At 55.5% G+C, this 12,030-nt stretch carries 7 protein-coding genes; all 7 read left to right on the top strand.

From position 1 onward, the window contains the following. Positions 1–44: 44 nt before the first annotated feature. Positions 45–1,160: a DNA polymerase III subunit beta gene (gene dnaN, locus D9X30_RS02865; RefSeq protein WP_092600480.1), complete on the top strand. Its 1,116-nt coding sequence runs from the start codon at positions 45–47 to the stop codon at positions 1,158–1,160. 184 nt (positions 1,161–1,344) lie between these two features. Next, positions 1,345–3,870 carry a DNA topoisomerase (ATP-hydrolyzing) subunit B gene (gyrB, locus tag D9X30_RS02870; RefSeq protein ID WP_153946229.1) on the top strand — a complete coding sequence of 842 codons (2,526 nt, stop codon included), beginning with the start codon at positions 1,345–1,347 and terminating at the stop codon, positions 3,868–3,870. A gap of 606 nt (positions 3,871–4,476) precedes the next feature. Continuing rightward, complete coding sequence (locus D9X30_RS02875; RefSeq protein WP_194946460.1) at positions 4,477–5,691, top strand: N-6 DNA methylase; 1,215 nt, start codon at positions 4,477–4,479, stop codon at positions 5,689–5,691. Next, positions 5,688–7,433 carry a zinc ribbon domain-containing protein gene (locus tag D9X30_RS02880; RefSeq protein ID WP_153946227.1) on the top strand — a complete coding sequence of 582 codons (1,746 nt, stop codon included), beginning with the start codon at positions 5,688–5,690 and terminating at the stop codon, positions 7,431–7,433. The genes D9X30_RS02875 and D9X30_RS02880 overlap by 4 nt, the downstream gene beginning before the upstream one ends. Next, positions 7,430–8,329 (top strand): hypothetical protein, encoded by a 900-nt coding sequence (locus D9X30_RS02885; RefSeq protein ID WP_153946226.1) that lies wholly within the window; start codon positions 7,430–7,432, stop codon positions 8,327–8,329. The genes D9X30_RS02880 and D9X30_RS02885 overlap by 4 nt, the downstream gene beginning before the upstream one ends. A gap of 115 nt (positions 8,330–8,444) precedes the next feature. Then, a complete protein-coding gene (locus D9X30_RS02890) occupies positions 8,445–10,163 on the top strand; it encodes a DUF262 domain-containing protein (RefSeq protein ID WP_153946225.1) in 1,719 nt (572 codons plus the stop codon). 1,070 nt (positions 10,164–11,233) lie between these two features. Further along, positions 11,234–12,007, top strand: a complete 774-nt coding sequence (locus tag D9X30_RS02895; protein ID WP_153946224.1) for a hypothetical protein — start codon at positions 11,234–11,236, stop codon at positions 12,005–12,007. Positions 12,008–12,030: the final 23 nt, after the last annotated feature.

Consider the following 12,030-nt stretch of genomic DNA (forward strand, 5'->3'; position numbering starts at 1 on the left):
CTGATTCCGCGGTCGCCGACGACAAACGACGAAGGATAAATTCAATGCAATTGGTCAAAACCTCGCGAGACAACCTGCTGCGTCCGCTGCAAATCGTGAGCGGCATCGTGGAGCGCCGCCACACCCTCCCGATCCTGGCCAACCTGCTGATTCGCAAGTCCGGCTCGAACGTGTCCTTCCTCTCGACCGACATCGAGATCCAGATCACCACGCACGCCGAGTGCGGCGTGGGCAGCGACGACGTGGCCACCACCGTGGCCGCGCGCAAGCTGCTGGACATCCTGCGCGCGATGCCTGACGGCGACGTGGCGCTGTCGCTGAACGACAAGCGCATGACCGTGCAATCGGGCAAGAGCCGCTTTGCACTGCAGACGCTGGCCGCGGAAGAATTCCCGACCGTTGCAGAGGCCGCCGAATTCAATGCGAGCGTGAGCCTGCCGCAGAAGACGTTCAAGCATCTGCTGGCGATGGTGCACTTCGCGATGGCCCAGCAGGATATCCGCTACTACCTGAACGGCATGCTGCTGGTGGTGGACGGCAAGAAGGTCATGGCCGTGGCCACCGATGGCCACCGCCTGGCGTATTGTGGCGTGGAACTGGAAAACGAGGCGACTGGCGTGGGTTCGCGCCAGGAAGTCATCATCCCGCGCAAGACCATCCTGGAACTGCAGCGCCTGCTGGAAGACAACGACGATCCGGTTCAGGTGCAGCTGGCTGCCAACCAGGTCAAGTTCTCGTTTGCCAACGTGGAACTGATCAGCAAGCTGGTGGAGGGCAAGTTCCCGGACTTCCAGCGCGTGATCCCGAAGGGCTACAAGAATGCGTTCGCGATCGACCGCGTGCAGCTGCAGCAGGCGCTGCAGCGTACCGCGATCCTGACGACCGACAAGTTCAAGGGCGTGCGCTGCATTCTCGACACGCACGTGCTGAAGATCAGCTCGACCAACGCCGACCAGGAAGAGGCGCAGGAAGAACTGGAACTCGATTATTCGGGCGACGCGCTCGATATCGGCTTTAACGTGACCTACCTGCTCGACGTACTCGGCAATCTCAAGAGCGAGCAGGTGCAGGTCAGCCTCGGCGACTCCAATTCGAGTGCGCTGATTACCGTGCCGGAAGACGACAACTTCAAGTACGTCGTGATGCCGATGCGCATTTGATGGCCAGCACCGAGTCGCCATCCATACACAATCGGGCACACACCGCAGCAGGGGCCGGGTCCACGGGATCCGCCCCTTTTGCCGTTTTTAAGTAACCCGCGAATGCGGATGTTCTGCACCCGTCGCCGTCCGGCGCAGGTTCGGATTTCTCCGCATTTGCCGTGAGTATCGTGAGTAGGAAAACATGACCGATCAGCAGAAACCGCAGCAGGAAAACACTTACGGCGCCTCTTCGATCCAGATCCTGGAAGGCCTGGAAGCGGTGCGCAAGCGTCCCGGCATGTATATCGGCGATACATCGGACGGCACCGGCCTGCACCACCTGGTGTTCGAGGTGCTCGACAACTCGATCGACGAGGCCCTGGCCGGCTACTGTACCGAGATCCAGGTCACGATCCATAGCGACAACTCGATCTCGATCGTCGACAACGGCCGTGGCATTCCGCCCGCCGTCAAGTTCGACGACAAGCACGAGCCGAAGCGCAGCGCCGCCGAGATCGCCATGACCGAGCTGCATGCCGGCGGCAAGTTCAACCAGAACAGCTACAAGGTCTCTGGCGGCCTGCACGGCGTGGGCGTGTCGTGCGTGAACGCGCTGTCGAAGTGGCTGCGCCTGACGGTGCGCCGCGATGGCCAGGTCAACCTGATCGAATTCGCCAAGGGCGAGGTGCAGAACCGCATCATCGAGACCGTGGCCGGCCCGGATGGGCAGCCCGTGGAGGTCTCGCCGATGAAGATCGTGGGCGCCACCGACAAGCGCGGCACCGAAGTGCACTTCCTGGCCGACGAGGAAATCTTCACGAACGTCGAGTTCCACTACGAAGTGCTGTCCAAGCGCATCCGCGAACTCTCGTTCCTGAACAACGGCGTGCATATCAAGCTGCAGGACCAGCGCACGGGCAAGGAAGAGGATTTTGCCTTCTCGGGTGGCGTGAAGGGCTTCGTGGAGTACATCAATCGCGCCAAGACCACGCTGCATCCGAACATCTTCTACGCGAACGCCGAGAAGGATGGCATTGCCGTGGAAGTGGCCATGCAGTGGAACGACGGTTACAACGAGCAGGTGCTCTGCTTCACGAACAACATTCCGCAGCGCGACGGCGGTACTCACCTGACCGGCCTGCGGGCGGCGATGACGCGTGTCATCAACAAGTACATCGAAGAAAACGAGATCGCCAAGAAGGCCAAGATCGAAACCAGCGGCGACGACATGCGCGAAGGCCTGGCATGCGTGCTGTCTGTGAAGGTGCCCGAGCCGAAGTTCAGCTCGCAGACCAAGGACAAGCTCGTCTCGTCCGAGGTGCGCCTGCCCGTGGAAGATCTGGTCGGCAAGGCGCTGACGGACTTCCTGCTGGAAACGCCGAACGACGCCAAGATCATCTGCGGCAAGATCGTGGATGCCGCCCGCGCGCGCGAAGCCGCCCGCAAGGCCCGCGAAATGACGCGCCGCAAGGGTGTGATGGACGGCATGGGCCTGCCCGGCAAGCTGGCCGACTGCCAGGAGAAGGATCCGGCCCAGTCCGAACTGTTCTTGGTGGAGGGTGACTCCGCAGGCGGCTCGGCCAAGCAGGGCCGCGACCGCAAGTTCCAGGCGATCCTGCCGCTCAAGGGCAAGATCCTGAACGTGGAGCGTGCGCGCTTCGACAAGATGCTGTCGAGCCAGGAAGTGCTGACGCTGATCACGGCGCTGGGCACGGGCATCGGCAAGGACGACTACAACCTCGAAAAGCTGCGCTACCACCGCATCATCATCATGACCGATGCGGACGTGGACGGCTCGCACATCCGCACGCTGCTGCTGACGTTCTTCTATCGCCAGATGCCGGACATCATCGAGCGTGGCTACGTCTATATCGCGCAGCCGCCGCTGTACAAGATCAAGCACGGCAAGGAAGAACGCTACATCAAGGACGACACCGAGCTGAACGCGTACATGCTGAAGCTTGCAATGGAAAAGGCGGGCCTGGTGCGTCCGGACGGCAGCGAGATCAATGGCGATGCGCTGACCGAACTGGCCCGCCAGTACCAGCTGGCCGAAGGCGTGATCGGCCGGCTGTCGCGCATCGTCGATGTCGACGCACTGCGGGCGATCGCCGATGGCGTGTCGCTGGACCTCGACAGCGCCGCAGCCGCCGAGGCCTCAGCCGTGGCGCTGAAGGCCAAGCTTGCCGAGATGCACGCCAAGACGCTGATCGGTGCCGCCGTGAACGATGACGGCACGGCCGACGTCTACGCGCAATTCGACGAGAAGACCGACAAGCATCGCCTGATGATCGCCCGCCGCCACCATGGCAATGTGCGCCTGTCGCACCTGGATGCGGACTTCGTGCATGGCGCCGACTACGCGGCCCTGTCGCGCGCGGCCACCACGTTCCAGGGCCTGATTCCGGACGGCACCAAGGTCAAGCGCGGCGAAGGCGAAAAGCAGCGCGAGCAGACCGTGGCGGATTTCCACCAGGCCATGCAGTGGCTGCTGAGCGAAGCCGAGCGCGGTGTTTCGCGTCAGCGCTACAAGGGCCTGGGTGAAATGAACCCCGAGCAGCTGTTCGAAACCACGCTCGACGTGACGCAACGCCGCCTGCTGAAGGTACAGATCGAAGACGCCATCGCGGCGGACCAGATCTTTACGACGCTGATGGGCGACGAAGTGGAACCCCGCCGCAACTTCATCGAGAGCAACGCGCTGGTGGCGCGGAATATCGACGTTTGATGGGTTGTGTAGATAGACACGTAAGCTGAGAAATTGGGACCCATAAGTTGAGAAATTTATGGGTCTTTTTTATTGATAGTCCGGGTCTGTGGGCGATTCGTCGATGAACACCGGTGCCTCTGACCATCGATGTCTTCTAGTTCGATGTAGACAAGACGTGGAATCTCGCGAAGTTGGCGCAAGTGGAGTGAGTGCGCCGCTACCCCCCGCACTGCCAACACATCTCGACGCCCACGACGAGCCTCGCTACTGCGCGTTGCTCCCGCGACCGTCTTCCGCCGCGTCCGACGTCCACCCCGAACCCTTCCGCCAAGGGCTCATTTGAGACCAGAGTTCCCCTTCCGCAGGCGCCGCATCGCGATACTAGGCTAATTTGCAGAAGCAACTGCGTGCACGGCGAGGTAGGTGTCGATTTCAACGATTTTCGCCTTGCAGAGCATTGCGTTGCGTTCCCATATATAGGAAGGGATAATTTGGGCACATCCTAGATTACTCGCTGCCTGTATCTCAAATGCGGACTTACAGTGCACGATTATGAGGAACGGGGCCCTTGCTCGTGCCAACGAGTCCCAAGAGCTTGGACAAATTCAAAGAGCAATATTTGGAATGCATAAAGGCACCACCAAACGATACTCTGACCCCCTGGGCCGCTATTTCACTCGTGAAGCTGTCGGAGCAATCTTGGTGGAAGCGATGGGCATTGCTCAACCCAACACCATCCTCGACTTGGGCGCGGGGGATGGCGCTCTGACGCTCGCCGCAGCGAAAGTATGGAGTGACTGCAACTTCATCACTGTCGACATCGACGAGAGTGCCACTTGCGCGAGCCTTCCAACGAAGGAGGGGCCAAGGTTTCAGCATTGTTTCGCAGATGCCTTGTCGTTGGACTTGGACCAACGGCTTGGGGTAGCGCTCGGTACCGTAGATGGTACCGTTTGCAATCCACCCTATATCCGTTCCAGATGGAGAAAGCGCTTTGGCGAGCTGCTTGAAGATGTTGGATTAAGTGGCGTGATGCCGCAGATACAGGACGTAGGTGCTGACTTGCTCTTTTTGGCGCAGAGCCTTCGGTTTGCCCGAGACGGCGCAAGACTAGGCTTCATACTCCCAGATGGGTTTGTCGCCGGTGAGCGACATGCCGCAGCAAGGAGGGCGCTTATGGCCCAGCATCGAATCGAGAGAGTTATCGAACTGCCAAGAGGAATTTTCCAGCGTACTGATGCAAAAGCTCATGTACTTGTCCTGGAGAAGAATCGCCCAGGACAGGAGTTCGTAGTCATTGAAGGCCTCGATGCTGGCGGTAAGCGTACTCCGACTTCACTACGAGTTCCTAAGGACCACGCCGAGAGTAGGCTCGACTATTCGCACTATCTACAAGGCGGCGGAAGGAGCCTCAGTGGAAAGCTTGGAGATTTGCTCGCCGAAATAAAGCGAGGGAACATTTCATCTTCCGAACGGAAGGCAAAGCAGTACCCAGTATTCCATACCACCGACTTTCCGGGGATTGGTAGCGCGGTTCCTAGAGAATTTCGACTACCAAGGGCGCTTGCTACAAGCAATGAGGGTGCAATTGTTGCATCCAAGGGCGACATCCTTATCGCCCGAGTTGGTAGAAATCTGGAGCAAAAAGTTGCCGTGGTCGCGTCGGGAAAGATAGTGCTATCTGACTGTGTGTTTCGTTTGAAGCCAAAGTCAGGGAAGTATACAGAACTAATTGAATTTCTTTGCAGTGATGCCGGCCGTAATCAACTCAGCGCGCTGTCGCACGGGGTTAGCGCAAAATTTATAACTAAGAAGGCACTACTGAATCTGAGTCTATGAATGCTTTGATAGATAAGAAGGCTTCCAGCGAGGAACTGGAGTCAACTCTTCAGCAGAGGGCGGACTTTATTCCAATTGAGGACCTCGCTGCGGAGACTGCGCAAGTGGGGGACCTCTTTGGTTTAGTGCAGAAGGAACTCACTAACCGTGGGCTCAGAACCATTGTCGGGCCACGTGGATGCGGAAAAACGCATCTGATGCGCTTTGCTTGGCTTAGTTGCCGCGACACCCCGACAAAACCTTTCGCCGTATATGCGTCATTCCTGCGCTATTTCAGGCTGGAGCCATTGCTTTCAAGTCGAGCAGGTGCGCTGCAATACTTTCATTCATGGGTTTTAGCCAGAGTCTTATTGGCCGCCGTTGAAAGCGCTAAGGCATGGAAAGAATTCCAGCCAGATTGGAAAAATGTCTTTCTAGAGGCTGGCTTACATGTGGACCAGCTGGCAGAGCTTGTTAGTCGAATCGAGCGGCAAACTCCGTTGGGCGAGGAGATGGAGGTCCTTTCCACCGCACTATCCATTGATAAGACACTTTCAATATTGGACGCCTTACGCGTTCAGTCAGGTCGAAAGTTTACTGTTCTCCTGATGGATGATGCGGCTCTGTCGCTAACTCCAGAATATTTGGTCGAATTCCTGGACATTGTGCGTTCGTTGAAGAGCATCACGGTCGCACCAAAGGCCTCGGTGTATCCTGGAACAACCGAGGTAAGCCCGCGCTTTCATGAGGGGCAAGACACCGTATCGACGTCGGTCTGGATTTCTGTGGAGAGCGACCAGTATCACGATGCAATGCGGGCGATTGCACAGACTAGAGTGTCACAACTTAGTGAGGTTCCAGCAGATGTTCAGGAGTTGCTAAGATTTGCTGCATTTGGCATCCCGCGAGCCTACCTAACGATGTTGGAGGAGTATCTTCGGGGAGCGCATAGGACTACTCAGCAACGAGCAAATAGTGTTGTGAGCGAACATCTCGAGGCAAGGCGAGCGGAGTTTCGCTCAATTGCAAAAAAAGTACCGAAGCTTGAGCGGCTAATAGAAACGGGAGAGAAGGTCCTAGATGGAATGTGCCGCGAACTCAAGCTGCAGAATCAGCTTATCGCTGGCCGAGACGAGAAGCAATGGGTTGTCGGCGTAGAGTCTTCGGAGCTAACCCCGATGGTGGAGCGCATGTTCAAGCTCCTAGTAGAGGCCGGATTAGTCTTTGATGAAGGGAGAGTAAAACATGGTACTCCGGAGCGAATTTATCAACGCTACATTCCGCACTTGGCGGTCTTGCTAGGTGTAAGGGCATTTTCGTCCGATGGAAAAGGTGGTTCCATCAAGCAATCTCTGGCGGGTTTGGCCCGCAAACGAACAAAACATCCGCTTCGAAAATCGCTAAGCAAGTTTGCGCCGAAAGACGAGCTTGCAGCACTGCAATTTGCATTACCGCGATGTGCAAATTGTCACGAGCGTAGACTTGCCGACAACCAGAAATTTTGTCATCACTGTGGCCATCAATTGGTTGATGCCTCGGCATTCAATGAGTGTCTGAAGACTCCAATTATAAGTGTACCAGGCCTCACTGCATGGCAGAAGGAGCGAATTTCTAAAGAACTGCCGGCTATGAAGACACTGGGCGATTACGCTGCGAAGCAGGACCCGGCTGCTGACCTCTTGAAGATTTTTGGATTTGGAGATAAGCGTACGGCAAAGGTTGTAGACGTTCTCGAAAGCTTCATGGATGACTATTTGTCTTGACTATGGCCACAGTTTCTCGCGACTATGGTGCGGTCTGCACTATTCCAGAACGTACAGCTACGCTTGACACGACGTTATTCTTTGACCAAAGCGAGGTGGCGGAAACTCATTCACCACTCGACCAGTTCTTGAGTAACTGCTTGCGTTTGAACGCTCTATGGCTTAAGGCCACCCCAGGTAGCCCTCTTGGCGATATATTGCCGGAGTTTGCGAATCTTCTCCTGCTGGGTTACGTTTCGGCCGTCGAGGGATATATGCGTAGTCTCATAAGGCGACTTATCCGCATTGACCCCTTCATGCAGCAGACGTGTGAAAGTTTTCAAGTATCGTTTGCGGCCGCTATCCATCACTCTAAAGACCAACTTCCTGAGGCACTACTCGAGGAGACAGCATTTTCGAGTAAGAAGGAACTCAGCAGCGGTCTAACTAAATTCATTGGTTTTCAAAGCATACCAAAATCGCTAGTTCCCCACTTGGACCAGTACGAACAAATATGCCAACTACGCCACTGCTGCGTCCATAGATTTGGAAGATTAGGTGCGAAGAATGCAGTGGCGCTGGGATTGGGGAGGCACAGCGGAGCTTTAGGGAGGTCAATCACTATTCGGCGAGCTCATCTCGAGGATATAACTGATGTTCTCTTTACATTGGTAAAGGCGGTAAATAACGAAGTATGTGGCTTTATATTGGAGCGAGCTGCAACAGCACAGTTGACACCTGTTTCTGAGAAGGGGGTGGGTTGGACGTGGAAATGGGCGAGCGATAAAAGGCGATTTTCAGCCTACTATGATGTATTTGCGACTACGTTGGATGCGCAAAAAACGCCGGCGGTACGCGAGCTATATTCACGCTATGCTTCGACTTTCAGTGCGGTTGGCAAGAAAGTAAAGGCATAAGAGTTCGATGCAAATCGTCAGCCGTAGGCTTGCAGGTCAGGCAGTAAGACCACTGAAGGAAACGGACTGACTAATGGGTTGAGCTGGTTTCAAAAATTACAAAGCGAAAAATAGAATGAAAAAAAGCCTTGAGGCGCATGAGCAGTCCATCTTGAGCGTGTTCAGCAATGCGTACGTATTCAAAATCCCCGATTTCCAGCGACCATATGCATGGGGTACGGAGCAGGCACAGGAGCTTATCGATGACCTGCTCGGAGCAATGCCCTCTGAGCATGAGTCTTTGGAAGATGCTCCCGCGTATTTTCTCGGAAGCGTGGTTCTTATCAAGGGCGAGGGTCCAGTTGCCGATGTAGTGGATGGTCAGCAACGACTTACTACGTTGACACTATTGCTGGCCGCAATACGAGAGAATGTAGGGGAAGATTTCAAACGAAAGATTACTTCTCGTCTATATGAGGCGGGTGACGAGCTTGCTGGCACGAAGGCGAGGTATCGTTTGACTCTTAGGGCGAGAGACGAGGAATTTTTTCGACACTACGTGCAGAGAGAAGAAGGATTTTCGGAGTTAATAAAACTCAAAACTGAACTTAGCGATAGCGAGTTGAATCTTCGAGCCAATGCTCAACTCTTCAGGAAGGTGCTTTCTGGAATCTCGGTAACGCGGCAAGTCGAGTTGGTGAAATTCGTGTTGCAAAAATGTTTCTTGGTCGTCGTGTCAACTCCTGACCAAGAATCGGCTGTTAGAATTTTTTCCGTACTGAATAGCCGCGGGTTGGACCTTGCGCCTACGGACATATTGAAAGCAAGCATTGTCGGGGCTATAGATGGGTTGGAGCGCAATTCCTACAATGTAAAGTGGGAGGATGCAGAGGAGGATTTGGGGCGCGATGATTTTAATACACTATTTGGACATATTAGAACTGTTTACAGAAAAGCCAAGGCGAAAGAGAGTTTGGTAAAGGAGTTTCAACAGTACGTACCTGGGCTTTCTGACTCGAAAAAATTCATCGATGAAGTGCTCTTGCCAATGTCGCAGGCATTTTCGGATGTCGTAGCGGCTTCATATTCTGCGCCAACGCATTCGGAGATGATAAATGAGCATTTGCGGTGTCTCAATCGGCTAGAGTATAACGATTGGGTGCCGCCAACCCTTGCATTCTTTGTCCGATATAGGCAGGAGCCCGAGGCACTTCTTAACTTCGTTCGAGATATGGAAAGGCTCGCATATTTCCTGCTGGTGACTAGAGCAGGAATTAACGAGCGCATCGACCGGTTTGCAAAGGTAACTCGGGAAATTGACGATGACAGCAATCTAAGTTTGGAGCGTTCGTCATTGCAGTTGACGCCTGTCGAGCAGATGGGATTCTTCACAGCATTGAACGGAAATCTGTACGACGACCTGCCGAAGGCCCGACTTCCCGTGCTGCTTCGTCTCGATAGTCTGATTTCGGGCGGAGGGGCGAGCTATGACTACAGCGTTGTGTCCATTGAGCATGTTTTGCCTCAGAGCCCACCGGCCGGTAGCCAGTGGCTTAGCTGGTTTTCGGAGCCGGCGCAGCGGGCCGCGCTTGTTCACAAGCTCGGAAACTTGGCACTACTGACGCGTCGGAAGAATAGTTCAGCGCGCAATTGGGACTTCGATAAAAAAAAGAAAGCTTATTTTTTTCATAAAGGGGTTTCGCCCTTCGCTCTTACTACAGAAGTACTGAGCCAGACAGATTGGACTGTGAACGTCCTCAATGCACGGCAGGACCGACTCATCGAAATTCTATGCAAGCACTGGAGGCTACAAGATAGGTGCACGGCCGACGAGTGGCTTCTAAAGCAGCTATAACAATGTACGGGGAGTATATTTTGGATGGCTTTTCGTTGACAACGGCCGGGACGAACTTAGTGGTTGTTGCGCGGGAGGGCGAGCTGCCTGCTGGGAGGGAGGGCCTTGCTCGGCAGGCTTGTTGTGCGTGATTTGGATTCCATTATGGAATGCGTCCCCATCTCCTACGACGGTATTCCAGCAGTGAGTTGATTAGCTATGGATTTAGCAGATAGCCGTATATCGTGCTTTGAGCAAAAAGCACATGGGCGACGTGTTCGAATTCTGGCCACAGCTAAGGCGTGGAGCTGAGCAGGCGGAGGACGAATCCGAAACGCGTTCCATCCGGCTTGAAAATCTTCCCAACGTTGACTACGGTAAACCGGCGTCGGTGCAATGCCGTCGTGCAGCACAGAGAATGGACCTGAACTCGCCGATATGACCCGCTAACGCGGTCGAGCCCCCTTTTTATGAGAGGGTACGACGCGGGAGCGAGCGATGAAACAGGTCATCTGCAGTTCGCAGTCAGGTGTAGTTTGGGCGAAGGTGAGGGCGCGCATTTATGCCTTCGGTGGCTGGGTTCTCCATGCTGCAAGCCCTAGACAGCCAGGTGTCGCTTGTGAGCGACTGAGGCGGTCGGCCCGGGGCGCTGGATATTTCTTTCTCCCTCATCCCCAGGATTCAGGTCGTTGTTGCCAGCGCCCAGACTTTCCAGTCAGCAACGTCACCCGCCGTTCCCCCCAGCGTATTCTGGCCATCGGAAGCCACGATTTTTGGCGTCACGTCACGTCATCACTACACGGCGTAACGATGGCGTTACACGCGCGTAACGCGAAAAAAAATCTCGGTAGAGGAAACTGCGTCGAATCAAGCGTTGTCTACGCCTTTGCGTGTAACGCCGGTCAACACCCCTCTATTTTTCGCGAAAACACTTCCGTAAGCTATGCGGCTGATAGCCCTATTGACCGCATGATGAACAGGAACAGCATCCCAGATTTTCCGTACCGGCAGACCCTCACGGGCATGCTCACGCGCAACGTGACACGCGGCCAGAGCGCTCTGTTTTGCCGAGCAGGCAATGGAGACGCGTCATGAGCAAAGCGCCCCCTTCCTATGGCCGTCGTGGCCGTCAGAACGCAGCCAATACCGGCATCCGCCGTACAGCATCAACGTACGGCAAGGCGAAATTTGGCACGTACAGCGAGAAGGCGAGCGGTCACCTCAACGTCGAGTCCGATGCCGAACGATTCGTGTCCCATCTGCTGGAGATTGACCCACGTGTCAGGGCTTTTCAACCGCAACCATTCTGTGTCGACCTGATTGACCAGCGTCTGCTGTTCACGCGTCAAGCGATGGGGGAAGCCTGGCACAAGCACCGCAATGTCGCGGGCCCGAAGTTCTATACGGTGGACTTCAGGGTGGACTGGCAAGACGGACTGCATCACGCAGTCGAGGTCAAAGCTGAAGGCTTCGAGGGAGATGAGGTCTACTGGGAAAAGGTCGCGGATGCTCGTCCGATTCTGGCCGCCAACGGCTATCCTCTGCGCACTCTGGTCCTGCCTGCTAGCACCAGCCATCCCATTCGGATGAATTCTCGGGCGCTCAAGCAGGCGTCACACCAAGTCCGCGCCTATCGGACAGACGAGCTCGTCGACCGTGTCACACGCCGCTGTGGCGATGGCCCTGTCTCGGTGCGCGCACTATGCGAGGACCTGCAAATTTTGCCTGGGTTGATACCGGTCTTGCTCGTCAGCGGCGTCCTTGGCGGCGACCTTACCCATCGTTCCATCTGCGGCACGCTGGAATTGTCCTTGGCGTATGGTGACCTCGGCCACCTCTGTCTGCTTGAAGGGGTTGAGCAATGATTCGCTCCCTCCTCGCTCGCGAC

The sequence above is a fragment of the Cupriavidus sp. U2 genome, from assembly GCF_009663685.2.
GTDB lineage: Bacteria > Pseudomonadota > Gammaproteobacteria > Burkholderiales > Burkholderiaceae > Cupriavidus > Cupriavidus necator_C.

Excerpts from the sequence above, each read along its gene's own strand:
- D9X30_RS02895 (WP_153946224.1), top strand. The coding sequence starts at position 11,234 with ATGAGCAAAGCGCCCCCTTCCTATGGCCGTCGTGGCCGTCAGAACGCA.
- D9X30_RS02880 (WP_153946227.1), top strand. The coding sequence starts at position 5,688 with ATGAATGCTTTGATAGATAAGAAGGCTTCCAGCGAGGAACTGGAGTCA.
- gyrB (WP_153946229.1), top strand. The coding sequence starts at position 1,345 with ATGACCGATCAGCAGAAACCGCAGCAGGAAAACACTTACGGCGCCTCT.
- D9X30_RS02875 (WP_194946460.1), top strand. The coding sequence starts at position 4,477 with ATGCATAAAGGCACCACCAAACGATACTCTGACCCCCTGGGCCGCTAT.
- dnaN (WP_092600480.1), top strand. The coding sequence starts at position 45 with ATGCAATTGGTCAAAACCTCGCGAGACAACCTGCTGCGTCCGCTGCAA.
- D9X30_RS02890 (WP_153946225.1), top strand. The coding sequence starts at position 8,445 with ATGAAAAAAAGCCTTGAGGCGCATGAGCAGTCCATCTTGAGCGTGTTC.